Source organism: Pseudomonas sp. MF08875, from assembly GCF_059862525.1.
In genome coordinates this window covers 1-24923 of record NZ_JCBCUW010000040.1, presented here as the reverse complement: position 1 = coordinate 24923, position 24923 = coordinate 1, and the positions used below count along the sequence as shown (strand labels likewise).

General features: G+C 61.8%; 24 protein-coding genes. 9 read left to right on the top strand and 15 right to left on the bottom strand.

Going from position 1 to position 24923, the window contains the following annotated elements; genetic code table 11:
* Positions 1-65 precede the first annotated feature (65 nt).
* The 12 genes from AC19YT_RS20935 to exaC all read right to left on the bottom strand — a co-directional run bounded on the left by AC19YT_RS20935 (position 66) and on the right by exaC (position 14443).
* Complete coding sequence (locus tag AC19YT_RS20935) at positions 66-3215, bottom strand: TonB-dependent receptor domain-containing protein (RefSeq protein ID WP_500610916.1); 3150 nt, start codon at positions 3213-3215, stop codon at positions 66-68.
* A gap of 128 nt (positions 3216-3343) precedes the next feature.
* Entirely contained in the window at positions 3344-4339 is a 996-nt protein-coding gene (locus AC19YT_RS20930) for a FecR family protein (RefSeq protein WP_500610915.1), read from the bottom strand.
* 49 nt (positions 4340-4388) lie between these two features.
* Positions 4389-4877, bottom strand: a complete 489-nt coding sequence (locus tag AC19YT_RS20925; protein ID WP_095109638.1) for an RNA polymerase sigma factor — start codon at positions 4875-4877, stop codon at positions 4389-4391.
* A gap of 355 nt (positions 4878-5232) precedes the next feature.
* Positions 5233-5961: a S24 family peptidase gene (locus AC19YT_RS20920; protein WP_095109636.1), complete on the bottom strand. Its 729-nt coding sequence runs from the start codon at positions 5959-5961 to the stop codon at positions 5233-5235.
* Positions 5962-6183: 222 nt separating this feature from the next.
* The gene (gene ppa / locus AC19YT_RS20915; protein ID WP_095109635.1) at positions 6184-6711 is read right to left on the bottom strand and encodes an inorganic diphosphatase; all 528 of its coding nucleotides are present in this window, start codon (positions 6709-6711) and stop codon (positions 6184-6186) included.
* A gap of 111 nt (positions 6712-6822) precedes the next feature.
* Positions 6823-7635 carry a M90 family metallopeptidase gene (locus AC19YT_RS20910; RefSeq protein WP_500610914.1) on the bottom strand — a complete coding sequence of 271 codons (813 nt, stop codon included), beginning with the start codon at positions 7633-7635 and terminating at the stop codon, positions 6823-6825.
* 4 nt (positions 7636-7639) lie between these two features.
* Positions 7640-8296 carry a DedA family protein gene (locus AC19YT_RS20905; protein WP_095109633.1) on the bottom strand — a complete coding sequence of 219 codons (657 nt, stop codon included), beginning with the start codon at positions 8294-8296 and terminating at the stop codon, positions 7640-7642.
* 190 nt (positions 8297-8486) lie between these two features.
* Entirely contained in the window at positions 8487-8939 is a 453-nt protein-coding gene (locus AC19YT_RS20900; RefSeq protein ID WP_095109632.1) for a GNAT family N-acetyltransferase, read from the bottom strand.
* 87 nt (positions 8940-9026) lie between these two features.
* Positions 9027-9854 carry an ethanolamine ammonia-lyase subunit EutC gene (gene eutC, locus AC19YT_RS20895; RefSeq protein WP_371856237.1) on the bottom strand — a complete coding sequence of 276 codons (828 nt, stop codon included), beginning with the start codon at positions 9852-9854 and terminating at the stop codon, positions 9027-9029.
* Positions 9851-11245, bottom strand: a complete 1395-nt coding sequence (locus AC19YT_RS20890; RefSeq protein WP_500610913.1) for an ethanolamine ammonia-lyase subunit EutB — start codon at positions 11243-11245, stop codon at positions 9851-9853. The genes eutC and AC19YT_RS20890 overlap by 4 nt, the downstream gene beginning before the upstream one ends.
* Positions 11246-11299: 54 nt before the next feature.
* Complete coding sequence (eat, locus tag AC19YT_RS20885; RefSeq protein ID WP_500599551.1) at positions 11300-12733, bottom strand: ethanolamine permease; 1434 nt, start codon at positions 12731-12733, stop codon at positions 11300-11302.
* A 189-nt stretch (positions 12734-12922) separates the two neighbouring features.
* Positions 12923-14443 (bottom strand): acetaldehyde dehydrogenase ExaC, encoded by a 1521-nt coding sequence (exaC, locus tag AC19YT_RS20880; RefSeq protein ID WP_095109629.1) that lies wholly within the window; start codon positions 14441-14443, stop codon positions 12923-12925.
* 309 nt (positions 14444-14752) lie between these two features.
* On the opposite strand from exaC, the gene AC19YT_RS20875 reads away from it, so the two are divergent.
* The 4 genes from AC19YT_RS20875 (at position 14753) to AC19YT_RS20860 (ending at position 19348) form a co-directional block, all read left to right on the top strand.
* Entirely contained in the window at positions 14753-16672 is a 1920-nt protein-coding gene (locus AC19YT_RS20875; RefSeq protein ID WP_500610912.1) for a sigma-54-dependent Fis family transcriptional regulator, read from the top strand.
* 420 nt (positions 16673-17092) lie between these two features.
* On the top strand, positions 17093-18442 hold the full coding sequence (gene mpl / locus AC19YT_RS20870) for a UDP-N-acetylmuramate:L-alanyl-gamma-D-glutamyl-meso-diaminopimelate ligase (protein WP_095109627.1): 1350 nt from the start codon (positions 17093-17095) through the stop codon (positions 18440-18442).
* Positions 18439-19068, top strand: a complete 630-nt coding sequence (ubiX, locus tag AC19YT_RS20865) for a flavin prenyltransferase UbiX (RefSeq protein ID WP_095109626.1) — start codon at positions 18439-18441, stop codon at positions 19066-19068. Before mpl ends, ubiX begins: the two co-directional genes overlap by 4 nt.
* A complete protein-coding gene (locus tag AC19YT_RS20860; protein ID WP_095109625.1) occupies positions 19061-19348 on the top strand; it encodes a YceK/YidQ family lipoprotein in 288 nt (95 codons plus the stop codon). The genes ubiX and AC19YT_RS20860 overlap by 8 nt, the downstream gene beginning before the upstream one ends.
* 2 nt (positions 19349-19350) lie before the next feature.
* On the opposite strand, the gene AC19YT_RS20855 is transcribed toward AC19YT_RS20860, so the two are convergent.
* From AC19YT_RS20855 to AC19YT_RS20845, 3 genes are all read right to left on the bottom strand, one after another.
* Positions 19351-19992: an oxidoreductase gene (locus AC19YT_RS20855; RefSeq protein ID WP_500610911.1), complete on the bottom strand. Its 642-nt coding sequence runs from the start codon at positions 19990-19992 to the stop codon at positions 19351-19353.
* A gap of 27 nt (positions 19993-20019) precedes the next feature.
* Complete coding sequence (locus AC19YT_RS20850) at positions 20020-21726, bottom strand: C13 family peptidase (protein WP_500610910.1); 1707 nt, start codon at positions 21724-21726, stop codon at positions 20020-20022.
* A gap of 98 nt (positions 21727-21824) precedes the next feature.
* The gene (locus tag AC19YT_RS20845; protein WP_095109622.1) at positions 21825-22280 is read right to left on the bottom strand and encodes a MaoC family dehydratase; all 456 of its coding nucleotides are present in this window, start codon (positions 22278-22280) and stop codon (positions 21825-21827) included.
* A 194-nt stretch (positions 22281-22474) separates the two neighbouring features.
* Between AC19YT_RS20845 and AC19YT_RS20840 the strand changes: the two genes are divergently transcribed.
* The 5 genes from AC19YT_RS20840 (at position 22475) to AC19YT_RS20820 (ending at position 24811) form a co-directional block, all read left to right on the top strand.
* A complete protein-coding gene (locus tag AC19YT_RS20840) occupies positions 22475-22837 on the top strand; it encodes a CidA/LrgA family protein (RefSeq protein WP_095109621.1) in 363 nt (120 codons plus the stop codon).
* The gene (locus AC19YT_RS20835) at positions 22834-23550 is read left to right on the top strand and encodes an LrgB family protein (RefSeq protein ID WP_095109620.1); all 717 of its coding nucleotides are present in this window, start codon (positions 22834-22836) and stop codon (positions 23548-23550) included. The genes AC19YT_RS20840 and AC19YT_RS20835 overlap by 4 nt, the downstream gene beginning before the upstream one ends.
* Before the next feature lie 10 nt (positions 23551-23560).
* Positions 23561-24151 carry an LON peptidase substrate-binding domain-containing protein gene (locus AC19YT_RS20830; RefSeq protein WP_095109619.1) on the top strand — a complete coding sequence of 197 codons (591 nt, stop codon included), beginning with the start codon at positions 23561-23563 and terminating at the stop codon, positions 24149-24151.
* A 104-nt stretch (positions 24152-24255) separates the two neighbouring features.
* Complete coding sequence (locus AC19YT_RS20825) at positions 24256-24429, top strand: hypothetical protein (RefSeq protein WP_500610909.1); 174 nt, start codon at positions 24256-24258, stop codon at positions 24427-24429.
* A gap of 82 nt (positions 24430-24511) precedes the next feature.
* On the top strand, positions 24512-24811 hold the full coding sequence (locus AC19YT_RS20820) for a hypothetical protein (RefSeq protein ID WP_500610908.1): 300 nt from the start codon (positions 24512-24514) through the stop codon (positions 24809-24811).
* Positions 24812-24923 lie beyond the last annotated feature (112 nt).

The window sequence follows — 24923 nt, the reverse complement described above, 5'->3', positions numbered from 1 at the left end:
AATTAATTCAACACGTCAAGCATTTGCCGACTCTCTTTTCAGCCGCCCATGACATACCTCGCAGGTTAGAACGTAGTGGTAAAGCCGAGTTTTAAGGTTCGCCCCGGTGCCGGCATGACCGAGCGGGTGAGGGGGTCGATGTAATACAGGTTGCTCAAGTTGGTGCCGGTCAGTTCGATGGAGGCATCGTCGGTCAACTTGTAATTGATATAGGCGTCATAGGTGACGATCTTGTCCCAGGACATGGGTGTGTTCAGGTAATAGCTGACCATGGCGCTGTTTTTATAGTTGTCGTAGAACTTGCTTTCATGTTGGCGGTAATAAATGGCCCGCCCGCCCACTTCCAGTTTGCGTTCAAGGAATCGCGCACCCAGGCCCAGGTTGGCCGACCACTCGGGCATAGCCATGCCCACCAAATAGCCGCCGACAAAGCCGTCATCCACACAGTTGGGGGTGCTGCCGTCATTGCTAATCATGACCGCCGAATTTTCATCGCAGACTTTGTTCTTCAGTACGTGGCCGATACTCAGGTCGGTAAACACCCGGCCATTGTCGTAGCGGCCCTGCAATTCCACCCCCGCAGTGGTCTGCTTCTCCAGGTTGGAGAAGCGCATCTGCGGGCTGCGCTCGATCACGTTCTTGGTGGTGTTGTGGTAGTAACTGAGCTTGATATCGGCGGTTTCACTGCCGCCCAGGCCCGCCAGGTTGTGGACGTAGGCGGCCTCGTAGTTGTGGGCATGTTCGGGCTCAAGGCCCCACGGGTTGAGGGAGGAGGAAAAACCGATGGTGCTTTCAAACATGCTCGGGTAGCGAAGGGCTTCGCTGTAGCGAAGATAGACCCGGCCATTTTCGGACGTATAGAAAGTGGCCGAAAGTGTCGGGGTCCACCCATGATCTTTTTGATGTTTTGCGCGGGCGTCCTTCTTTTCATTAAGGGGCTTGCCATCTTTGTCCACGGCGCCGTAGCCATACTCATAAGCGGCGCATGAAACAATATTCTCACCTGATTTTTTCAGGTTAATGCACGGGTTGTTGCCACGGGCATAGCGGCCTTTTCCATCGTGTGCCCAATCTGTCAGGTGTTGAGTGTCCTCAATGCGTGGCGTGTCTTTCTTGGCTTGTTCTATGGAACTTAAACGCTCTTCCTCGGTGAAGCCAAATAGTTCCGATACAAGATTAATGTTCTCGATTTTTTCATCGACCGATGCTTGCCACTCTGCATCCGTCAGGGTCTTTCGGGTGGTGTAAGCCACTTGTTGGCCTTTAGAGACAATTTGAGTCGTCTCACCACTCTTGTCCTGGGTCTCTTTCAAGTAATCGTCAAACGCCCAATACGACGAATAACGCATCCCGGCATTGAAGCGGGCAAAGCTGACAGGCCGCCAATCGAAGTTGAAGTTGTATTCCTGTTCGGCCCGGCGCCCGGCCCGGGGGTACATGCGCAGGGTGTCGAAAATCATCACGTCGTTGTAGTTGTCGTTGGAGCCCAACTTTTCATGCTGGTAGCTGCCGCCCAGCGTCAGGTCGAGGCTGTCCAGCAGTTTGAGTTTGTTGCTCATGGTCAGGCCAACTCGGTCGTGCTTGGCGTTGGAGAGGGCGGTATTGCGGAACACCGGGTCGGCGATGGTGGTTTGGTTGGGTATGCCACCGCTGCTGTAGGTGTCGCTGCGGGTGTTGGTGGCCCAGAGGTTGGCGTACAGGTCGACCCAGGGGTTGCCCTCGGGTTTGAGGTTGTATTCCAGGTTGTAGGCCTTGCTTTTCACATGGCTGAGGGGCCATTGCGGCACGCCGTGGGTGGCGGCGTCGTATTGGGTGCCGGGGGAGAAGAACGAGATGCGCGAGGGCAGGATTTCACCGTACAGGGCATTGGTGTCGCGGTAGCCGAACTCCAGGGACTGGCCTTCGTCGATCTTGAGTTTGGCCTTGCCCAGCCACGATTCCATCTTGCTGGAAGTGTTGGGCACTTCGTCGCCCGGTTTGTAGATGGTGGCCAGGTTGGGGATGTAGTCCCAGTAGCCATTGACCTTTTTGCCGCTGGCATAGAAGTCGCTCTTTTCCTTGCCCGCGTAGTGGTTGCCTTTTTCCCGGTAGGCGTAGGCGGTCAGCAGTTCGAATTTTTCCTGGCGCGTGCCCAGGGCGAGGCGGTAGGCGTAGTCGTCGCTGGAGAGCAGGCCATTGCTGCTACTGGTGCGCGGGTTCTTGTACAGCGACGGGTCGTAGTAGGAACTGATGGGGAAATACTGGTAGTCCGGGCTGGGCATCTGCCCGGTCATCAGGGTGGGCAACTTGGGCGAGACCGAGTTGTTGCTGCCCTCGATCTTGAATTCGCCGCCGTACTCGCGGCCTTCCTTGAGGATATCGTCGACGTTCAGGGTGCTGGCCACCACCGCGCCACCCACGCCGGAATAGACGTTGCGCTCCAGGCTCGGGCCTTTGATGACCTTGATGCTGCCGATGAGGTTGGGGTCGATGTAGTTGCGGTTGTTGGCACCCATGTAGCCGCGGTATACGGTCAGGGCCTGCTCGGTGCCGTCGATGGTCAGCGGCACGCGGCCCGGGCCCTGGATGCCGCGGATGTTGGGGTCCAGGGCGCCGCTGTTGCGGGCGTCGCCGCTGTAGACGTTGAGCATGCCCTTGAACAGGTCGGCGGGGGCGGCGCCTTTGTAGCGTTCGATCTGCTCCTTGCCGGCGTAGACGGTGGAGAGGTCCTGATCGTAGATGTCGTTGTAGCCTTTTTCGTCGCGCGACTGCTTGGCTTGCAGGCCATAAACGTAGGTCGGTTGCAGGTCGCCCTCCAGCCCGGAGGTCTCGCCCTTGCCGCGCAACTGGATGATCGGCCGTTCGGCTTGCCCGCCCAGGCTGTAGGTGACGCCTTGGTCGCCCAGCAATTGTTGCAGCGCGGCGTCGAGGGAGAGCCGGCCCTGTACCGGGTGGGCGTAGGCACCCGCAAAATCGCTGCTGCCCATGTACAGCTCGGCGCCAGCCTGGCGGGCCAGCAGCACCAGCGCGTCGTCCAGGGCTTGGGCAGGCACGTTGAAGTCGTGGTAGCGGTCGGCCAGCTCGCTGTGGGCGGCTCCTGCGCCCGGGTTGGCCTGCACGGCGCGGATATCGGCGGCGCTGGCGATCAGGGCCAGTGCGGCCAGTTGGATCGCCAGGCTCAGCCCGCTACGTTTGGGCGCTAGGCGCTTCTTGTTGTTCGCACGCATCTGCAACATCGGCCTCACTAGATACAAATAAGATTGATTTACATCTAGTAGAAACGCGCGAGCGGGCAAAACGAGATAGATCGATATGATCTATCTGCGATGATTTATATGTGTTTTTGTTTTTTTAACGCGGCGGCTCAGTAGATCAGCGTCAGCCCGGGCAGTTCGACAATGCGCGCGCGGGCCTGGGCGGCCAGGTGTTTGAGGGCGTCGTCGAGGTTGTCCAGGCGCATCACCGCGCTGACCCGCACATTGCGCAGCGCCTCACCCTTGACCAACACCAGGCCTGGGCGATAGCGGTTGATGCGCACGGCGGCATCGGCCAGGGTTTCGCGGCGCAGCACTAGGCGCCCGTCCTGCCAACTGGCCAGTTCTTCGGGGCTGACAGCCAGGGGCACCAGGCCTTGCTTCGGGCCGAAGCGCAGGCTGTTGCCCTGTTCCAGCAGCGCGGAAGCGGCCATGTCGTCCAGTTCGTGATGCACCAGGTTGACTTCAACCCGGTGCTGCAAAACGCCGACCCAGCCGTCGCGATCTGCACCAACGCCCACCAGGTAACGGGTGCCGCGGGCGGTGATGGTGGCGCCGGGGGCCTGCACGGTAAAGGGGCGGCGCTCCTGCTCAGTGACGGGTGCGGGGGTGAATACTGCCTCGCCGTGGGTCAGGCGCACCAAGCGGGTCTGCTCGTCGTAGGCGAGGGTCAACAGGCTGCGGCTGCCCAGTTCCACCTGGCTACCGTCGGCCAAGGTGATCTGGCGGGTTTCGCCGAAACCGGTGTGGTAGTCGCTGCCCAACGATTGCACCCAGAAGGGCGGGGCCAGCAGCAGCCAGCAACCCAAGGCCAGCGCCGCCATGCCGCTGCCGGTGAGCAGCGGCGCGTGCAGCAGGCTTTGCAACCAGGCACCGGGGCCGGAGGGGCGCGGCGGCCGCACATAACCTGGGCGCTGTTTGAGTTGGTCGGTGGCCTGCCAGGCACGGTCGGCGCGCTCGGCGGCGGCCGCATGTGCAGGGTCGGCCGCCAGCCAGCGGCGAAAGGCTTGTTGCTCACGCGCCGACAGCTGCCCCAGGCGATGACGCAGCACCCAGTCGGCAGCCTTGCGCTCAACCGGATCGATAGGCTGTGGAGAAACATTCACGGTGGGGTCTGGTTACCTTCTGGCTTTTTATAGTGTCCGGGGCCGTGGCCTAACCCGGATCGAGGGCCCGGCCCATCTTGGCCAGTGCCGTAGCCATGTGCTTTTGTACAGAGCTGGTGGAAATCCGTAAATAGTGCGCGGCTTCCTTATACGTCATGCCCTCGACCCGGCACAGCATGAACACATCCCGCGTGCGCTGCGGTAACCGCGCCAACAGGTTCTCTAGATGCTCCAGCTCCAGGGCGCCCAAGGCCTGGGATTCAGGGCAACTGACTTCGTCCACCAAGGTGCCTAAAAAATGTTCGGCGTCGTTATCGAAGCGCTTTTCGCCATAACGGCGATGGTGATCGATCAACAAATTGTGCGCGACCCGAAACAGGTAGGAAGGGCTGCCCAGAATGCGCTCGAAGTTTTCCAACTGCGCAATCCGCAAAAACGTCTCCTGCACCAGGTCCGACGCCAGGCTGGGCGTGCACTTTTTACGCAGAAGGTAGCGATGCAGGGAGGGCGAATGTTGGATGAACAGTTTTTCCAGCACGGCAGCACTTTCCTATGCTCGGGCAGAACCGGGGTGCAGAGTATAATGAGACTTCTTCTCATTAAGCCAGGGAAAGTGGTGTGGGAAAGGTCTTTGTTTTTTACGGGGCTGGTTTTTTGCAGGCGTTAAAAAGCCGGCTTGTGGCCGGCTTCTCGGGGACTGGCTTGGCTTATTTTTGGTAAGCCGCGCCAGCCTTCAAAACGTACACCCGGCTCTTGCGTCCGGCTGTGGGACTTGGCGAGAAAATCATCTGCCGCGTCGGGCGCTCTGGCCCTTTTGAGGGGGCGATGCGCGAATGTGGGGCGCAGCATACTGATATTTCTCGCAAATTCCCAGTGCAAAGGGGCTTTGTGGGTTATTCGAAATGCAGCAGTGGGCGGCGTTTGTTCAGGGTCGACCACCAGAACACCCAACCCAGGATCCGGATGTTTTGCGCCTGAAGTTGTTCGGCGCTGAAGATTTCGTCTGGGTAGTCGGTGCTGTTGTGGCTGCGCAGGCGTACGGCGCCGCTGGGCTGGCGGTGCAGGTAGCGGATGCGCAGGATGCCGTCGCATTCAACGGCGTAGATTTCACCGTCGACGATTTGTGTGAGGCCGCGGTCAATGGCGAGGATGGAGCCGTCCTGGATGAGTTCTTCCATGCTGTTGCCGATCATGTGTACGCAAATGGCTTGTGCCGGATCAATGTCCAGGAGTTCGAGGTCATGTCGGGGCAAGCGTATGCCCTGGCCGGGTATTTCCACGATACGGGTTTGTTGGGTGTCGGCGTGGGTGGCGACTTCTTTATAAAGAGGAATTTCAATGTCAGGTGTTTGAACGAAGTTGTGGTGAGTTTCCTTAACTTCGGTGGGCTTGTCGGTTTGCTGTTGTTTACGTGGGTACTTAGGGCCCTCGCCAGTACGTAGCCAGGCGCTATTGACGGACAACAGCGAGGCTATTTCGTCCATGCGCCGGTAGGGCACACCACGGATGTACCAGTTGTTTACGTCTTGGGGTCTGGTGTTGCAAAACTTCGCGAAGTCCGAGGGCCTGATACCCACTTCTTTGAGCAGAGCTTTGAAACGGTCGCCGGCTGATTTCTTCATAAACACGGAGTTTACTGATGAGCGATAGTTGTTTAAATAAACAAAGCGTTCATTTTTTATAAGTTTCATTGGGTGTTTTGCAGGTTGTTTTTTATTGTTTCAATGTGAAATAAACGTTTAGTACGACATGTACTTAAATATTAAACATTTGAGTGTGCGGCGATTCACGCGGCCATAAAAAAACCCCGGCTAGCGGGGTTTTTTGGGGGGCTGATGTCGGGTTCAGCCTTTGTAGGCGGCAACCGATTTCAGGATCTCGGTGCGGGCGGCTTCGGCGTCGCCCCAACCGTCGATCTTCACCCATTTGCCTTTTTCGAGGTCTTTGTAGTTCTCGAAGAAGTGTTTGATCTGTTCCAGCAGCAGGGCTGGCAGATCGGTGTATTCCTTCACGTCCACGTACAGTTGGGACAGTTTGTCGTGCGGGACTGCGATGACTTTGGCATCGCCACCACCGTCGTCGGTCATGTGCAGGATGCCCACCGGGCGAGCGCGGATGACCGAGCCTGGCGCAACCGGGTACGGGGTCACGACCAGCACGTCGAGGGGGTCGCCGTCGTCAGCCAGGGTGTTGGGGATGAAGCCGTAGTTGGCCGGGTAGAACATGGGGGTGGCCATGAAACGGTCAACGAACAGGCAGTCGCTGTCTTTGTCGATTTCGTATTTGATCGGCGCGTGGTTTGCCGGAATTTCGATGGCGACGTAGATGTCGTTCGGCAGGTCTTTGCCAGCCGGAATCTTGCTGTAGCTCATTGGGCGATGCCCCCGTGGTTGGCCGATTGACTCGGCCGGATTGGCCAAAAAGTGGCGGCGATTATAGGCATATTCTCAAGGCCTTGCCACGTACCAGAGGTCGTGTAGACCTTAGTCGTGTGCGGCGTAGGCCGGATGGCTGGCCTGCAGTTGTTTGAGCCTGGCCAGTGGGTCCTGGCGGTAGAACAGGCGCAGTTGCTCATAGACCTGCGGGTAAGCGTCGGCGAGTAGGTCGGGGGCGCTGAAGAAGTATTCGCTGGTGACGGCGAAGAACTCGGCGGGGTTTTCTGCGGCGTAGGGGTCGATGGCGGTCGGGGCGTCGGGGTTGCGGTCCAACTGGCGGTTGAGGTCGTCGTAGGCGTGCTGCATGACGCTGGCCCAGTCGCTGACGCGCATGTCGCTGTGCAGTGGCGGCAAGCCATTAGCGTCGCCGTTGAGCATGTCGAGTTTGTGCGCCAGTTCGTGGATCACCAGGTTGTAGCCTTCCCAGCCGCCGCTGGCCTCCACGCCGGGCCAGGCGAGGATGATCGGCCCCTGTTGCCAGGCTTCGCCGCTGTGCTCGCCGTCCCATTCGTGTTCCACGCCGTTGGCGTCGCGATGGCGCTGGGGGCTGAGGAAGTCGTCCGGGTAGAGCACGATTTCGTGGAAGCCGCGGTACCAGGGCAAGTCCCCCAGGTGCAGCAGCGGCAACTGGGCCTGGGCGGCCAGCAGCAGGCGCTGCTCTTGGTGCAGCTCGACGCCGGGCAGGGTGGTCAGGTGCTTTTCCTCCAGGAACAACACACTGGCCTCGCGCAGCCACTGGTCCTCGGCCTCGCTCAAACCGTCAAGAAAACTCAGGTGATGGCGCACCAGTTGCCAGGTTTCGTCGGCAACGGGGTGCTTGGCGAGGGTGCGTTGACGGCGCCAGGCGCGCAGCGACCACATGGTGTCAGCGCGGCTGGGTTTTGGAGGCCGAGCGGGCGAGGCGGCTGCGCACCACGCCGATAATCATCGGCAGCAACGACAGGAGAATGATGCCCACCACCAGCAGCGAGAGGTTCTTCTTGATGAACGGCACGTTGCCGAAGAAGTAGCCCAGGGTCACCAGGCCGCCAACCCAGAGGATGGTGCCGAACACGCTGAAGGCAAAGAAGCGTGGGTAGGGCATTTTCGCCACGCCGGCGACGAAGGGCGCGAAGGTGCGGATGATTGGCAGGAAGCGCGCCAGGGTCACGGTTTTGCCGCCGTGCTTGTCGTAGAAGTCGTGGGTTTGTTGCAGGTAGTCGCGGCGGAAGATTTTTGAATTGGGGTTGCTGAACAGCCGTTCCCCGGCCGTTCGCCCGATCACGTAGTTGGTGCTGTCACCCAATATCGCTGCCAGCATCAACAGGCCCGCTAGCAATACCGGGTCCATGCCGCCACCCGCCGCCACGGCGCCCGCGATGAACAGCAGCGAGTCACCTGGCAGGAAGGGCATCACCACTAGGCCGGTCTCGCAGAAGATCACCAAAAACAGGATGGCGTAGATCCATGGCCCGTAGTTGGTTACCAGCAGGTCGAGGTACACATCGAGATGCAGGATAAGGTCGAGCGGGTTGAAATCCATGGAAGGCACCTGTGGTGACGGCCCGACTCGGCGGGCCCGTGCTAGAGCGATGAGCTACACGGCTGTGTAGGTTTTCTTACAAGCGGAAAAGGCCCGCATTATACGGACATGGGAGGGCTGTGCGTGGTGGTTTTGTAGCGGGGGATGTCTCGGTGGCATTGGGGGCGGGCGGCGCCCCCTTGTGCGGGGTTTATTCGTCGCTGATGGGCAGAACGTAGTTCTTGAACTCGCTGTCTTCGCGAAAACCGATGGATTCGTAGGTTTTCTGCGCCACCTCGTTGTCGCTGCTGGTGGACACCCGCATGCGCACGGCGTTGGTTTCCTTGGCCATTTTCTTGGCCGTGCGGATCAGGTTATCGGCGACCAATTGGCGGCGGGCATCTTCGGCGACGTAGATGTCGTTGAGGATCCACACGCGCTTGAGGGACAGGGACGAGAAACTCGGGTAGAGCTGGCAAAAGCCCATGAGTTTGCCGTCATCGCCCAGGGCCAGGTAGATCACCGATTCCTTGCGCCGCAGGCGCTTTTCCAGGAAGGCCCGGGAGGAGTCCGGATAGGCCAGAGCGCCATAGAACTCGCGGTACTTGACGAACAGAGGGGTCAACAGGTCCAGGTGTTCGAGGGTCGCTTGGGTAATCCGCATGAGGGGGCCTCAACTGCTTGTGGGAGTAACGGCGAGTAGTGGCTTGATGCTGCCTAAACCATGGCAAAAGCGCAATCGCAGTACCGTTCAGTCATTCTGTGGACCGAGTAGGAAATTGCCTGGATTGCCCGTGGAATCGCTTTCAAGTGTGTGCACCTGGGCTTCGTCCTTGAGGTTGACCCCCGACAGTTGGCGCCGGCAGGCCTCGCGCATCAGGTAGAGCAAGCGGTGGGCGGCCATGCCGTAGCTCAGGCCTTCGAGGCGCACGTTAGAGATGCAATTGCGGTAGGCGTCGGTCAGGCCGACCTTGGGGTTGTAGGTGAAATACAGCCCCAGGCTGTCCGGGGAACTGAGGCCGGGGCGTTCGCCGATGAGGATCACGGTCATTTTCGCCCCCAGCAGTTCACCGATTTCGTCGGCCACGGCCACGCGGCCCTGTTGCACCAGTATCACTGGGGCGATTGTCCAGCCATCACTGGCGGCTTGTTCTTCCAGGCGCGTGAGGAACGGCAGGGTATGGCGATGCACTGCCAGTGCCGACAAACCATCGGCCACCACCACCACCAAATCCACCCCGCCGGGGTAGGCCTGGGCGTGTTCGCGCAGGGTGTGCGCCGACTCATCGCTCAGGCGCCGCCCCAGGTCGGGGCGTTGCAGGTAGCTGTGGCGGTCGGGCGCGGCGCTGTGCAGCAGCAGGCTGTCGCGGCCACGCTCGGCCAATTGGCGGCTCAGTTCGCCGTGGTCGAAGGCCAGGTGCACTGCATCGCGGGCCTGGGCGTGGGCGTACTGGAAATCCAGTTGCGCGCCGGTGGGCATGCTGGTGCCGGTGCGGCCCAGGGCGATGCGCGCAGGCGTCAGGGTGCGCAGTGGCAGCCAGGGGTTGGGGGTCGGTTTGTCCATGCTGTGCTCGCTCATCCCAGTTGCGCCAAGGCCTGGCGGAAGGCTGGCGGTAGGTTGTGGCCAAAGCGCACGTTGCCGTCGGCCTGGGTGAAGATGCCCATTTTCGCCAGCCACTGCTCGAACTCGGGGGCCGGTTTGAGGCCCAGGGTCTGGCGGGCGTAGAGGGCGTCGTGGAAGGAGGTGGTCTGGTAGTTGAGCATGATGTCGTCGGAGCCGGGGATGCCCATGATGAAGTTGATCCCGGCCACGCCCAGCAGGGTCAGCAGGGTGTCCATGTCGTCCTGGTCGGCTTCGGCGTGGTTGGTGTAGCAGATGTCGCACCCCATGGGCACGCCCAACAGCTTGCCGCAGAAGTGGTCTTCGAGGCCGGCACGGATGATCTGCTTGCCGTTGTACAGGTACTCCGGGCCGATGAAGCCGACCACGGTGTTGACCAAAAACGGCTTGAAGTGTCGGGCCACGGCATAGGCGCGGGTTTCGCAGGTTTGCTGGTCGAGGCCGTGGTGGGCGTTGGCCGACAGCGCGCTGCCCTGGCCGGTCTCGAAGTACATGAGGTTTTGCCCCAAGGTGCCGCGTTTGAGGCTCAGGCCCGCGTCGTAGCCTTCCTGCAAAACACTGAGGCTGACGCCGAAACTGGCGTTGGCCGCCTCGGTGCCGGCAATCGACTGGAACACCAAGTCCAGCGGCACGCCGCGATTGATCGCTTCGATTGAGGTGGTGACGTGGGTTAGCACGCAGGCTTGCGTGGGGATTTCGTAGCGCTGGATCACCGCGTCGAGCATTTCCAGCAGGGCGCAGATCGAGGCGATGCTGTCGGTGGCCGGGTTGATGCCGATCATGGCGTCGCCGTTGCCGTAGAGCAGGCCATCGAGAATGCTCGCGGCGATGCCCGCCGGCTCATCCGTGGGGTGGTTGGGTTGCAGGCGCGTCGAGAGGCGCCCGCGCAGGCCCAGGGTGCCGCGGAACTTCGTGACCACGCGGATTTTCTGCGCCACCAGGATCAGGTCCTGCACGCGCATGATCTTTGACACGGCGGCGACCATTTCCGGGGTCAGGCCCGGCGCCAGGGCGCGCAGGCTGTGCTCGTCGGCGGCCTCGCTGAGCAGCCAGTCGCGAAAACCGCCCACGGTCAGGTGGCTGACCGTGGCGAACGCGGCTTTGTCGTGGGTATCGATAATCAGCCGGGTGACTTCGTCGTTTTCGTAGGGGATCAGCGCTTCTTGCAGAAAATGCGTGAGTTCGATATTGGCCAGGGCCATTTGCGCCGCGACGCGCTCGCCGTCATTGAGGGCGGCGATGCCGGCCAGGAAGTCGCCGGAGCGGGCCGGGCTGGCCTTGGCCATGACGTCCTTGAGGTCGTCGAACCGATAGGTCATGGCGCCGACGGCATGGGAAAAACTTGCCATACAGGTTCTCCTTGGCAGCCCCGAGGTAGGCCCCGGGGCCGAGGTTTTCGGCGGTCAGTGCAAGGCTTCTTCCGCTTTTTGAATGGCCGCGAATTCTTCTTCGGGCGTGCCTGCTACCAAGTGATGCCGGCTGTAGAAAGCAAAGTAAGCAATTAATACTCCATAGATGATGGCTGCGCCAATCACCACCCGCGGGTCCACCAGAAAGCCCGCCACCACGGCGATACAGGCCAGCACCAGAGCCACACCCGAGGTGAAGATGCCCCCCGGGGTGCGGTACGGGCGCTCCATTTTGGGGCGGCGGATACGCAGGGTGATGTGCGCGGCCATCATCAGCACGTAGGAAATGGTCGCGCCGAACACGGCCACCAGAATCAGCAGGTCGCCCTGGCCGGTCAGCGACAGGCCGAAACCAATGATGCCGGGGATAATCAGCGCCAGCACCGGCGCCTTGCTTTTATTGGTCTGGGACAACTTGCGCGGCAGGTAGCCGGCGCGGGACAAGGCGAAGATCTGCCGCGAGTAGGCGTAGATGATCGAGAAGAAACTGGCGATCAACCCCGCCAGGCCCACCAGGTTGACGAAACTGCCCATCCAGGTGGAACCGCCATAAGCCTTGGCCAGCGCCTCGACCAACGGGTTGCCCGAGGTCAGCAAGGCGTTGGCGCCTGCGCCGCCGGGGCCGATCACCAAGATCAGCAAGGCAAAGCTGAGCAGCACCAGCATGGCGCCGATCAGGCCGCGCGGCAGGTCGCGCTTGGGGTTCTTGGTTTCTTCGGCCGCCAGGGGCACACCTTCGACGGCGAGGAAAAACCAGATGGCGTAAGGAATCGCCGCCCACACCCCGACATAGCCGAAGGGCAGGAAGTTGCTGGCGCCCACCGCTTCGGTGACCGGGATATCCAGCAGGTTGGCGACCGAGAAGTGCGGCACCATCGCCACCAGGAACACCCCCAGGGCAATGGCGGCGACGGCGGTGATGATGAACATCAGTTTGAGCGCTTCGCCCACGCCGAAAATGTGGATGCCGATAAACAGAATGTAGAACGCCAGGTAGATCACCCAGCCGCCTATGCCAAACAGCGACTCACAATACGCGCCGATAAACACCGCGATGGCGGCGGGGGCGATGGCGTATTCGATCAGGATCGCCGTGCCGGTGAGAAACCCGCCCCAGGGCCCGAATGCGCTACGGGCAAAGCCATAGCCGCCGCCGGCGGTGGGGATCATGGACGACAGTTCGGCCAGGGAAAAACACATGCACAGGTACATGGTGGCCATCAGCAAGGTGGCCAGGAACATCCCGCCCCAGCCACCCTGGGCCAGGCCGAAGTTCCACCCGGCGTAGTCGCCGGAAATCACGTAGGCCACGCCGAGGCCGACCAACAGTACCCAGCCGGCGGCGCCTTTTTTCAGTTCGCGTTGTTGGAAGTATTCGCTGCCGACTTTTTCAAAATCGACGGAGGAGCCAGTAGGTTCGCTTGGCATGATGGATCACCTTCAATTTTTATTGTTTTAGCCCGGCATCTGTGTGCCGGAAGAGGTGCAGCGGCTTGCGACGATCATCTGTGGGGGCCGGTACTGCCAGCCTGGTTCTAGAACGGATTGCCATTTTCGCGAGCCGGCTCGCTCCCACAGCGGAATGCACGCCAAGTGTGGGAGCGGGCCGGTCGGGGGTTAGAAGAAGCCCAGTGGGTTGATGTCGTAGCTCACCAGCAGGTTTTTGGTCTGTTGGTAGTGGTCGAGCATCATTTTGTGGGTTTCGCGGCCGACGCCGGACTTTTTGTAGCCGCCGAACGCGGCGTGGGCCGGGTACAGGTGGTAGCAGTTGGTCCACACGCGCCCGGCCTTGATCGCCCGGCCCATGCGGTAGGCGCGGTTGATGTCGCGGGTCCACAGGCCGGCGCCCAGGCCGAACTCGGTGTCGTTGGCAATCGCCAGGGCTTCGGCTTCGTCCTTGAAGGTGGTGATGCTCACTACCGGGCCGAAGATTTCTTCCTGGAACACGCGCATCTGGTTGGTGCCCTTGAGCAGCGTTGGCTGGATGTAGTAGCCGCTGGCCAGGTTGCCTTCGAGTTTTTCTACCTTGCCGCCGGTGAGCAATTGCGCGCCTTCGCCCTTGGCGATTTCCAGGTACGAGAGGATTTTGTCGAACTGCTGCTCGGACGCCTGGGCGCCGACCATGGTGTCGGTGTCGAGAGGGTCGCCGCGTTTGATCTGCGCGACCTTTTTCATCACCACTTGCATGAACTCGTCGTAGATCGACTCCTGCACCAAGGCGCGGGACGGGCAGGTGCACACTTCGCCCTGGTTGAAGAACGCCAGCACCAGGCCTTCGGCGGCTTTTTCGATGAACTGCGGCTCGGCCTTCATGATGTCTTCAAAGAAGATGTTCGGCGACTTGCCGCCCAGCTCCACGGTGGACGGGATGATGTTGTCGGCCGCGCACTTCATGATGTGCGCGCCCACAGGCGTGGAGCCTGTGAAGGCGATTTTGGCGATGCGCTTGCTGGTGGCCAGCGCTTCGCCAGCCTCTTTGCCGAAACCTTGCACCACGTTGAGCACGCCCGGTGGCAGCAGGTCGCCGATCAGCTCCATCAGCACGCTGATGCCCAGGGGCGTCTGTTCGGCGGGTTTGAGCACGACGCAGTTACCCGCGGCCAGGGCCGGGGCGAGTTTCCACGCGGCCATCAGGATCGGGAAGTTCCACGGGATGATCTGCCCGACCACACCCAACGGCTCGTGAAAGTGATAGGCGGCGGTGTGTTCGTTGATTTCGGCGCTGCTGCCTTCCTGGGCGCGGATGCAGCCGGCGTAGTAGCGAAAGTGATCGGCAGCCAGGGGAATGTCGGCGTTGAGGGTTTCGCGCACCGCTTTGCCGTTGTCCCAGGTTTCGGTGATGGCCAGCACTTCGAGGTTCTGTTCGATGCGGTCGGCGATTTTCAGCAGCACCAGGGCGCGGTCCTGCACTGAGGTCTTGCCCCAGGCATCAGCGGCAGCGTGGGCGGCGTCCAGGGCTTTGTCGATGTCTTCGGCGCTGGAGCGGGGAAATTCGGCAATCGGCTGGCCGTTGACCGGCGAGGTGGTGGTGAAGTACTGGCCTTTGACCGGCGCCACGAACTCGCCGTTGATGTAGTTGCCGTACTTGGCCTTGAAGGAAACGATGGCGCCTTCAGTACCGGGGTGTGCGTAACGCATGGTGAGTATCTCCTGGCTCTTGTGCTTATAGGGGAGGACGCGCCGTGGCGCTTGCATAAGCCTAGAGCAAAGGTCGGGCCACTGCCCGGCGCGCCAGCAAAATCAAGGGTTTGGCGTTTGTCGTAGACGCTGCAGGGCGCCCGGCGTGGCAGTTTCGATACAGCCAAAGTGACACTTTGTACCGCAAGCGGTACAGCCTGTGACTCCTCGGTCGCGGTGTGATTGCAATCGGCCACGCGCAGGAGGATGCTGGGCCTTCGCGTGTCTTGGGTTCGCCCTTTCAGCCCTGGCGCAGGAGAACAATAAAAAATGCTCAACAACCATCTGAGCCGTCACGCCCAGCAGGTGCTGACGGTGACCCAGGGCAAGGCCCACTTGCAGGGCCCGGGCAGCGACCCGTCGATTGCCCGCTCGTGGTTGCGTTGCCTTGAGGACTATCACCTCGACCCCGCCCTGGCCATGGCGCCCACCGTGCTCGAACACGGCCGTGTGCTGGAAAGCCGCGAGCGTTTGCAGCAGGTGTTGCACATTGCCGGAGGCGAAATGAACAGCCTGCACCAGCAGCTCTGCGGCGCCGGCCACGCGGTGCTGCTCACCGATGCGCGCGGGGTGATCCTCAATTGCGTGACCGCGCCCACCGAGCGGCGCATCTTCGAGCGTGCCGGGCTGTGGCTCGGCGCCGACTGGAGCGAGGCCTGCGAAGGCACTAACGGCATCGGCACCTGCCTGGTGGAGCGCCAGGCCTTGACCATCCACCAGGACGAACACTTTCGCGGCCGCCACACGGGCCTGACCTGCTCGGCGAGCCCGGTGTTCGACCCCCATGGCCAATTGCTGGCGGTGCTCGACGTGTCGTCGGCGCGCCACGATGTCTCGCGCCAGAGCCAGTTCCACACCATGGCCCTGGTCAACCTCTCGGCGAAGATGATCGAGAGCTGCTATTTCCTGCGCTATTTCGATAACCAATGGCTGTTGCGCTTTCACTTGCAGGCCGAGTCGGTGGGTTTGTTCAGCGAAGGGTTGCTGGCGTTCGATGGTGAAGGGCGTATCTGTGCGGTCAACCAGAGCGCACTGAACCTGCTGGGGGTGGGGCGCGGCGGGCTGCTGGGGCACGCGGTGGAAGACTTTTTCGACTGCTCCCTCGACCAGTTGCTAGAACGGGCCAGCGTCGACGCCAGCGCCAGTTGGCCGCTGCGCACCCGCGACGGGCGTGGCTTGTTCGCCCTGTTGCGCGGCCAGGCGCGCCGCGTGCCGAGCCCCGCCCCGCAAGTGGCGCCGCCGGTTACGCCACGGGCGACGCTGCCGGGCCTGTGCCTGGGCGATGCGGGTTTGCAGGAGAATTTTCGCAAGGCCCTGCGGGTGTTCGAGCGCGATGTGCCGCTGCTTATCCATGGCGAAACCGGCTCCGGCAAGGAGGCGTTCGCCAAGGCTGTGCACCAGGCCAGCCAGCGCGCGGACAAAGCGTTCGTCGCCCTCAACTGTGCGGCGATCCCGGAAAGCCTGATCGAGAGCGAACTGTTCGGCTATCGCGGCGGCAGTTTCACCGGCGCGCGCAAGGATGGCATGCGCGGCAAGCTGCAACAGGCCGACGGCGGGACCTTGTTCCTCGATGAAATCGGCGATATGCCGTTGGCGTTGCAAACCCGGCTATTAAGGGTGCTGGAGGATCGGCTGGTGGTGCCCATTGGCGGCGCACCTGTGGCGGTGAACGTGCGCATCATCAGCGCAACCCACCGCGACCTGCTGGAGCGGGTGCGCGACGGCAGTTTCCGTGAAGACTTGTATTACCGCCTCAATGGCCTGGAAATCGCCTTGCCGGCGTTGCGTGCGCGCAGCGACAAATCCCAGTTGCTCGACTTTCTCCTGGCCGAGGAGGCGGGCGGCCACAGCGTGCTGCTCGACGCCCCGGCGCGCCAGGCGCTGCTGGATTTCGCCTGGCCGGGCAACGTGCGACAACTGCGCAACGTGCTGCGCACCCTGGCGGCGTTGTGCGAGGACGGGCGCATCGGTTTGCCGGACTTGCCGGCGCTGATCCGCCAAGCCCCAGTGCCTGCGACCGCCAATGAAAGTACCGTGCCGGGCGAATTCCCCCTCGACGACGCCGAACGCCTGGCCTTGCTCACGGCCCTGGAGCAGCAGCGCTGGCACATGACTCACACCGCCGCCCAACTGGGGGTAAGCCGCAACACCCTCTATCGCAAACTGCGCAAGCATGGGATTGCGCGGTAGCGGGCGGTTTGCCCGGGTGTGCTGACTGTGTATCTGCCAGATGTGTATTGGCAGCAATGCCGCCATCGCGGGCAAGGCCCGCTCCCACAGTTGAACGGTGGTGTGGCTGGGATGTTCATTTTTCCGCTGTGGGAGCGAGCCTGCTCGCGATGGGCGGGTAGATATGCAGCACCTGCACCAGCCCATCGCGGGCAAGGCCCGCTCCCACAGTTGAACGGTGGTGTGGCTGGGATGTTCATTTTTCCGCTGTGGGAGCGAGCCTGCTCGCGATGGGCGGGTAGACATGCAGCACCTGCACCAGCCCATCGCGGGCAAGGCCCCGCTCCCACAGTGATGGGGTGGTGGGAGGTGAGGGGCAAACTCCAGGTGCGCATCCAGCCACCCTGCGCTAACCTGCCGCGATGTTTTACGAGGTCGACTATGCACATTCATATTCTCGGTATCTGCGGCACTTTCATGGGTTCGATGGCGGTGTTGGCCAAAGAATTGGGCCATCACGTCACCGGGTCCGACGCTAACGTCTACCCGCCGATGAGCACGCAACTGGAGGCCCAGGGCATTGTCCTGACCCAGGGCTACGACCCGGCGCAGCTCGACCCGGCTCCGGACCTGGTGGTCATCGGCAACGCCATGTCCAGGGGTAACCCGGCGGTCGAGTATGTGCTGAACAAGGGCTTGCCCTACGTCTCCGGCCCGCAGTGGCTGGCCGACCATGTGCTGCAAGGCCGTTGGGTCTTGGCTGTGGCCGGCACCCACGGCAAGACCACCACCAGCAGCATGCTCGCCTGGGTGCTGGAGCACGCGGGCATGAGCCCGGGTTTCCTGATCGGCGGTGTGCCGCAGAATTTTTCGGTGTCGGCGCGCCTGGGCGATACGCCGTTCTTCGTCATCGAGGCGGATGAATACGACAGCGCCTTCTTCGACAAACGCTCGAAATTCGTCCATTACCACCCGCGCACCGCGATCCTCAATAACCTTGAGTTCGATCATGCGGACATCTTCCCCGATCTGCCGGCTATCGAACGGCAATTTCACCATTTGGTGCGTACCATTGCGAGCGAAGGCCTGGTTATCCACCCCACCACCGAACCGGCGTTGCAGCGGGTGATCGAGATGGGTTGCTGGACCCCGGTACAAACCACCGGCGCAGGTGGGCAATGGCAGGCCAAGCTGCTCAGCGAGGACGGCTCGCGCTTTGAGGTGCTGTTCGAGGGCGTGGCCCATGGCGTGGTCGAGTGGGACATGACCGGCCAGCACAACGTCGCCAATGCCCTGGCCACCCTGGCCGCCGCACGCCACGTCGGCGTTGTGCCGGCCATGGGTATCGCCGCGCTGAGCGCGTTCAAGAGCGTCAAGCGGCGCATGGAGAAAGTCGCCGAGGTGCGCGGCATTACCATTTACGACGACTTCGCCCACCACCCCACCGCCATTGCCACCACCCTCGATGGCCTGCGCAAGCGCGTGGGCGATGCGCCGGTGATCGCCATCATCGAGCCGCGTTCCAACTCGATGAAACTCGGCGCCCACCGCGACGGCTTGCCGCAAAGCGTGGTCGATGCCGACCAGGTGATCTGGTTCGCCCCGGCCAACCTGGGCTGGGACCTGGCCAGCATCGCGGCGCTGTGCACGGTGCCCTCGATTGTCAGCGACTCTCTGGAAGGCATCATCGAGCGGGTGAAAAGCCAGGCCCGCCCCGGCACCCACGTGGTCATCATGAGCAACGGCGGCTTCGGCGGCCTGCATGGCAAGCTCGCCGAGGCGCTGCAATGAGCGGCCCGGAGCGCATCACCCTGGCAATGACCGGGGCTTCCGGCGCGCAGTACGGCTTGCGCCTGCTCGACTGCCTGGTGCGCGAAGACCGCGAGGTGCACTTCCTGATTTCCAAGGCGGCGCAACTGGTAATGGCCACCGAGACCGACGTCTCGCTGCCGCCCAAGACCCAGATGATGCAAGCCTTCCTCACCGAGTACACGGGCGCGGCCGCCGGGCAGATCCGCGTGTACGGCAAGGAGGATTGGATGTCGCCGGTGGCGTCCGGCTCGGGCGCGCCGGCGGCCATGGTGGTGGTGCCGTGTTCCACCGGCACCTTGTCGGCGATTGCCACTGGCGCGTGCAATAACCTGATCGAGCGCGCCGCCGATGTCACCCTCAAGGAGCGCCGCCAGTTGATTCTGGTGCCCCGCGAGGCGCCGTATTCGAGCATTCACCTGGAGCACATGCTCAAACTGTCGAACATGGGCGTGACCATTTTGCCGGCCTCGCCCGGGTTCTATCACCAGCCGCAGACCATCGATGATTTGATCGATTTCGTGGTGGCACGCATTCTCAACCTGCTCGACATTCCCCAGGACATGCTGCCGCGCTGGGGCGAGCACCATTTGAGTAGCGATGAGTAAAGGCCTGCTAGCGCTGTTGCTCGCCCTGCAACTGGGCGGTTGTGCCACGGTGCGCACCCTGGACGCCGCCAAACCCGGGGCGCCGGTGGTGTATGCGGGAACGCGGCTGGACGTATACGCCTTGCAGGGCGGTTGCTGCGCCATGGACCGCTTTGGCGCGCCGGCACCGAGTTATCCGGGCCTGGACCTGCCGGCCAGCGCTTTGCTCGACACCCTGCTGTTGCCGCTGTCGGTGTTGACCGTGTTGGGCGTTGGCGTTCAGGCCACGGGTGGGTTGTAGGGCTACTTGCCCAGGCGCCGCAACTCGTCCGACTCCACAATTCGCACGCCGTCCTGCTCCTCCAGGGCCAGGCGCCACATGGCGCGGGCCAGGTGGCAGGCTTCGATACCGCGGTACTTGCCGGGGATGAGTTTGGCCAGGGGCGCCGCCAGTTGTTCGCCCAGGCGCGGCTCCAGGCGTTCGCCCAGTAGCAGCGAAGGGCGGCAGATGGTCAGTTGCGGCCAGCCTTGGGCCTTGAGGGCCTGCTCCATTTCGCCTTTGACCCGGTTGTAGAACACCGAAGACGTGGGGTCGGCGCCTATCGCGCTGATGACGATCAGGTGCCGGGCGCCCATGTCCCGGGCGCGTTGGGCGAAGGCCACGACCATGTCGAAATCCACCGCGCGAAACGCCGCTTCGCTGCCGGCCTGCTTGAGAGTGGTGCCCAGGCAGCAGTAGGCGATGTCGACACGACCGCTGAGTTGAGGGAGGAACACCGCCGGGTCGCCCACCGGGTTTTCCAGGTGCGGGTGTGCGGCCAATGGGCGGCGCGAGGGTGCCAGTACGCGGGTGACAGTCGGCTCGTTGAGCAGCCGATCGAGCAGATGTTCGCCGGTCAGGCCGGTGGCGCCGGCGAGCAGGACATGGGCAGGTGTCAGGTACATGGTGTTTCCCCCTTGTTACAAGTGAGCTTAGTTGCTGTTTGCCACCTTGGCGCTTTCGAGCGCCGATCTTGCTTGTTGTTTGCGTAGCTGCTGCCAGTGCGCTAGTACGCCCTTGGGTGCCCAGATCTGGGGCTCGGATGGATCGAAATTGTCTTGCAGTTCGCGCTCGGCCACGGTGGCCTGGGCCAGGGCGAAGGCGTGCTGTAAATCGTCGGTCTGGTTCAGCGCTTGGGCGAACAGGGCGTCGCCGAAGTAGGTGAAATCGGCCTCTTCGGAGCAACCGAACGACACGCGGTCGGCGCGCGAGGCGGTCATTACCAGGGTGCGTTCGTCTTTGAGCGGGGCGATGAAACCGCCGGAATAACAGGCGGAAATGACCACGACTTTGTCGCGGTTCTTCAGCGGCGCCAACACGGTGGCCAGTTCGGCGGCGGGCAGGTCGGCCAGTTCCATGCGCGGTTGGTCGAGCACCAGTTCATGGCTGGCGCTGCCGTGGCTGGTCAGGTAGATGAACACCAGGTCTTCCGGGCCGCTGCGTTCGGCCAGGGTCAGGACGGCGCGGCGCAGGGTTTCGCGGCTGGCCATGGGGCGGTCGGCGAGGTGGTCGCGGTGGTTGACCAGGCGAATCTGCCCGTGGGCGCCGAAGCGGCTGGCAAGCATGTTGCTGACGTAGTCCGATTCGCGCAAAAACACGCTTTGCTTGCCGTCGCCGCCCAGGGTCAGGCTGTACAGCTCGATGGCCGGTGTCGAGGCAGGCACGGCGGCCAGGACCTGCTCCAACAGGTGGCCCTGGGCCAGCAGGCCTACCTCCAGGGGGTCGGGCAGCCATTTTCCGGTTTCATCGCGCACGCGCTGGCCATTGGCCCACACGCCGCGTTGTACCGTGCCGTCGCTGAGCACCAAGGTGCCCTGGCCCTGGTAGCTGTCGTTGTCGAACTGGCCGATATAGAAGCTGGCGTCACTGAGGTTCAAACGGCCCTGGCCGGTGAAGCGCCAGTCGCTGAACTGGCCGACGTAGTGGCTGCCATCGGCGCCGATCAACTCGCCCTTGCCACTCAACGCGCCTTCGCTGAACTGGCCGATCCAGACATCGCCGTCGGCGTTCTCGTAGCGGCCCTTGCCGTGGAGCTGGTTGTTTTTGAAGGCGCCGACGTACATGTCGCCATCGGCGCTGTTGAAGGTGCCATTGCCTTCCAGTTGGCCATCGACGAAGCGCCCGCTGAACTGGTTGCCGCTGGCGTCGCCGCGCTGGCCCTCGCCGTTGGGCTTGCCGCGGGCGAACTGGCCTTGGTACTGGCTGCCGTCGTCCAGCTCCAGACGCCCGAGGCCAGCATACTGGTCGGCCTTGAACTCGCCGCGATAGAGCATGCCCGGCTCTTTGAGGGTGCCTTCGCCGTCGCGCCGGCCCAGTTTGAAGCCGCCGCTGTAGCTGCTGTCGCGGGTGGTCAGGGTCCCTTGGCCGTGGAACAGGCCTTGCTCGAACTGCCCGCGGTAAACCTCGCCGTCGCTGCCGTGCCATTCGCCTTGGCCGTGCCACAGGCCGTTGTCGAATTGGCCGGCGTACCAACTGCCATTGGGGTAGTCGATGCGGCCCTGGCCTTGGAGCAAGCCTGCGACCAGGTCACCGCGATAGCGCCCGCCGTCGGGCAGGCGTGCGTCGGGCGGCAATAGCGATTCGCCATCGCCACACGCGGTGAGCAACAGGGTCAGCAACAGGGGTGCAAATGGGCGCATAGCGGGTTCCCGGCAATTAAGCGACCGAGTATGCCGCAGCGAAGGGGCTTACATAAGAGGCGAGCGAAACAGCGCGGGCTGTTTCGCGGGCGCGGGGCCTAGACGAACGCGAGGGACAGGGGCTCGGCGATGTACGCCGGTTTTTCCTGGCCTTCTATTTCCAGGGTGGCGGTGGCTTTGAGCAGCCATTGGCCGGGTTTCTTCTCGCTGACTTCGGTCAATTCGACCTTGAGCCGTACCTTGGAGTTGACCTTGACCGGTTGGATGAAACGCACACTGTCCAGGCCATAGTTGACCACCATCTTCAGGCCTTCGGGCAGGACCAGGATGTCTTCCATCAGCTTGGGGATCAGCGACAGCGACAAAAAGCCGTGGGCGATGGTGCTGCCAAATGGGGTTTGCGCGGCTTTGACCGGGTCAACGTGGATGAACTGAAAATCGCCAGTGGCCTCGGCGAACAGGTTGATGCGTTCCTGATCGATAGTGAGCCAGTCGGAACGTCCAAGTTCCTTGCCGACATAATCTTTGAGCTCTGCAACAGGGACATAGGGCATTGAGACTCTCCTTGGGTTCATCGTTTTTATCGTTTTTGTGGGTGACGCACCGTCCTGCGCGTGTCACCGCAGCAGAACCACTTTAGATCATCATGGCCATTTGTCCCGGTCAACCCTTCATCGCCCCGGCGAATACCCGTTCATAGCGCCCGGCGTGCTTATAATGCCCGGCGCTTTTTTTCGGGAGATAGCGGATGTTGCTGCGAGGGCTGACCTGGCTGGTGCTGTTCCAATTGCTTGGCACGGCGATCAATCACCTGTTCCTGCCGGTGCTGCCGGGGCCGATTGTCGGCCTGCTGCTGCTCCTGGCATTCCTGATTACGCGGGGCGAAGTGGGCGAGCCGCTGAGCCTGGCCGCTGGCAGCCTGCTGCGCTATCTGCCCCTGCTGCTGGTGCCGCCAGCGGTGGGGGTGATGGTCTACGCCGCCGACATCGCCGCGGATTTCTGGGCCATCGCCGGCGCGCTGGTGCTGTCGCTGGTGCTTTCCATGGCTTTTATCGGCGTGCTGATGAACTGGCTGGTCAAACGCCAGGCCCACCGGGAGGCCGACCAATGATCCTCGACTGGCACGGCGCCTTGGCCGCAGTGGTGCACCATCCGCTGTTCGGCATCGGCATTACCCTGGGCGCTTATCAACTGGTGCTGGCGGGGTTCGAGAAAACCCGCTGGATCTTCCTGCAACCGGTGCTGGTGTCGATGCTGCTGGTGATCGGCGTGCTGCTGGCCTGCGGCCTAACCTACGCCGAATATCGCAAAAGCACCGAGATCCTCAGCATCCTCCTGGGCCCGGCGACGGTAGCCCTGGCCGTGCCGCTGTACCTCAACCTGCGGCGTATCCGGCAGTTGTTCTGGCCGATTTTTACTACGCTGGTGGTTGGCGGCGTGGTGGCCACCGTACTGGGCGTGGCGCTGGGTTGGTGGTTTGGTGCCGAGCACATGATCCTGATGACCATGGCGCCCAAGTCAGTGACGTCGCCCATTGCCATGCTAGTGGCCGAGCAGATCGGTGGCGTTGCCGCCCTGGCGGCGGTGTTCGTGCTGATTACCGGGGTGATCGGCGCCATTTTCGGCCCGGCGATCCTCACTCGCCTCGGCGTCCATGGCCCCGAAGCGCGGGGCATGGCTCTGGGCATCACTGCCCATGCGGTGGGGACTTCCGTGGCCCTGCAGGAAAGTGACGAGTGCGGCGCTTTCGCCGCGCTGGCAATGAGCCTGATGGGCGTGGCCACGGCGGTGCTGCTGCCGTTGGCGGTATCGATGGTGGTTTAAGGAAGCTTTTATGAGCCTGGCGCTATTCCCTCTCAATACGGTGCTATTCCCCGGTTGCACCCTGGACTTGCAGATTTTCGAGGCGCGCTACTTGGACATGATCGGCCGCTGCATGAAGCAGGGCAGCGGTTTTGGCGTGGTCTGCCTGCTCGACGGCGACGAAATGGGCATCGCCCCCGAAGGCTATGCGCTGGTCGGTTGTGAGGCGCGGATTATCGATTTCAAGCAGCAGGACAACGGTTTGCTGGGTATTCGCGTGATGGGTGGGCGGCGGTTTCGGGTGCTGAGCGCCCAGGTGCAGCGCGACCAATTGACCGTCGCCGATGTCGAGTGGCTCCAAGAGCTTCCCGAGCAGCCCCTGCAAGACGAAGATGCCGACTTGATGGCGCTGCTCAAGGCGTTGGCCGAACACCCGATGGTCGAAGCTTTGGACATGGGCACCGACGCCGCCGGCCAGCAGTCCCTGGCCAATCAGTTGGCCTACCTGCTGCCATTCACCGAGTTGGACAAGATCGACTTGCTGCAACTGGACGATCCACAGCAGCGTTTGGATGCGATCCAGGCTCTGTTAGATGAGTTGCAGGGCGAGTTATTTGCCTAGTTATATTTTGTATTGAGTTGTTTTGTGGATTTTTCGGTATGGCTTGTCTAGTTTTAAGTTGCTCGCAGGAAGTGGGCGGCTGACTAACTAATAAAGGATTTACGATGCGAGTTTTTACGGATGAAGTTGCTTATTGGGATGAGATTACTGCTCGCTTTATTCAGGCGAACGCTACGGCAGGTGGCCGTGCAGACTATATTGTTGAGGCGGCTGTTCTTTACGCGGAACTCATGATTAAAGCGCGTCGCGAACTAAAAATTGAGAAAGTTCCTGAGTGACTAGGGTTTTTATTTTGAAGTGGAGAATGTTGCGAAGTGATGCTCTCTCTTCGTTGGGTTCATTTTTTAGTCTGCATTTTATATGGATATTTTAGGTGGTCTTATGTCTTTCGAAGGGCGTGCGGACGTATTTACCGCGCATTTGTATATTAATGGTTATCCGCTGGTTTTGAATCAGCAATACCTTCAAACCAAGCTTCTGAACAAACGTCTTACAGCTGAACAACGTGTCGAGTTTGAAGCCGGCTTGGCTGACAAGGTATTTCCGCGGTTTGTGACGCTGGCGGACTACGATGACGATGCCCCGTTGTTGTTTCAGTTCGTCTCGGTAGGGGAAAAGAAGTATGAGGTGTATGCGAAGTTGCCAGGCCTGAATTCATAGAATAAGCGCAACGCTTGAAACGAGAGGCAGAGAGCCAGCCACCGGTAGAATCCAGGCTCTCACACCGAAGGATTCAAGCGCAGATGACTACGCATTACCGGCAGCTGACTCA

Bases quoted from the DNA above. Each gene is read 5' to 3' on its own strand.
- AC19YT_RS20935 (WP_500610916.1), bottom strand. From the start codon at position 3,215: ATGTTGCAGATGCGTGCGAACAACAAGAAGCGCCTAGCGCCCAAACGT.
- AC19YT_RS20920 (WP_095109636.1), bottom strand. From the start codon at position 5,961: ATGAAGAAATCAGCCGGCGACCGTTTCAAAGCTCTGCTCAAAGAAGTG.
- ppa (WP_095109635.1), bottom strand. From the start codon at position 6,711: ATGAGCTACAGCAAGATTCCGGCTGGCAAAGACCTGCCGAACGACATC.
- AC19YT_RS20910 (WP_500610914.1), bottom strand. From the start codon at position 7,635: ATGTGGTCGCTGCGCGCCTGGCGCCGTCAACGCACCCTCGCCAAGCAC.
- AC19YT_RS20905 (WP_095109633.1), bottom strand. From the start codon at position 8,296: ATGGATTTCAACCCGCTCGACCTTATCCTGCATCTCGATGTGTACCTC.
- AC19YT_RS20900 (WP_095109632.1), bottom strand. From the start codon at position 8,939: ATGCGGATTACCCAAGCGACCCTCGAACACCTGGACCTGTTGACCCCT.
- eutC (WP_371856237.1), bottom strand. From the start codon at position 9,854: ATGAGCGAGCACAGCATGGACAAACCGACCCCCAACCCCTGGCTGCCA.
- AC19YT_RS20890 (WP_500610913.1), bottom strand. From the start codon at position 11,245: ATGGCAAGTTTTTCCCATGCCGTCGGCGCCATGACCTATCGGTTCGAC.
- eat (WP_500599551.1), bottom strand. From the start codon at position 12,733: ATGCCAAGCGAACCTACTGGCTCCTCCGTCGATTTTGAAAAAGTCGGC.
- exaC (WP_095109629.1), bottom strand. From the start codon at position 14,443: ATGCGTTACGCACACCCCGGTACTGAAGGCGCCATCGTTTCCTTCAAG.
- AC19YT_RS20875 (WP_500610912.1), top strand. From the start codon at position 14,753: ATGCTCAACAACCATCTGAGCCGTCACGCCCAGCAGGTGCTGACGGTG.
- mpl (WP_095109627.1), top strand. From the start codon at position 17,093: ATGCACATTCATATTCTCGGTATCTGCGGCACTTTCATGGGTTCGATG.
- ubiX (WP_095109626.1), top strand. From the start codon at position 18,439: ATGAGCGGCCCGGAGCGCATCACCCTGGCAATGACCGGGGCTTCCGGC.
- AC19YT_RS20860 (WP_095109625.1), top strand. From the start codon at position 19,061: ATGAGTAAAGGCCTGCTAGCGCTGTTGCTCGCCCTGCAACTGGGCGGT.
- AC19YT_RS20855 (WP_500610911.1), bottom strand. From the start codon at position 19,992: ATGTACCTGACACCTGCCCATGTCCTGCTCGCCGGCGCCACCGGCCTG.
- AC19YT_RS20850 (WP_500610910.1), bottom strand. From the start codon at position 21,726: ATGCGCCCATTTGCACCCCTGTTGCTGACCCTGTTGCTCACCGCGTGT.
- AC19YT_RS20845 (WP_095109622.1), bottom strand. From the start codon at position 22,280: ATGCCCTATGTCCCTGTTGCAGAGCTCAAAGATTATGTCGGCAAGGAA.
- AC19YT_RS20840 (WP_095109621.1), top strand. From the start codon at position 22,475: ATGTTGCTGCGAGGGCTGACCTGGCTGGTGCTGTTCCAATTGCTTGGC.
- AC19YT_RS20835 (WP_095109620.1), top strand. From the start codon at position 22,834: ATGATCCTCGACTGGCACGGCGCCTTGGCCGCAGTGGTGCACCATCCG.
- AC19YT_RS20830 (WP_095109619.1), top strand. From the start codon at position 23,561: ATGAGCCTGGCGCTATTCCCTCTCAATACGGTGCTATTCCCCGGTTGC.
- AC19YT_RS20825 (WP_500610909.1), top strand. From the start codon at position 24,256: ATGCGAGTTTTTACGGATGAAGTTGCTTATTGGGATGAGATTACTGCT.
- AC19YT_RS20820 (WP_500610908.1), top strand. From the start codon at position 24,512: ATGGATATTTTAGGTGGTCTTATGTCTTTCGAAGGGCGTGCGGACGTA.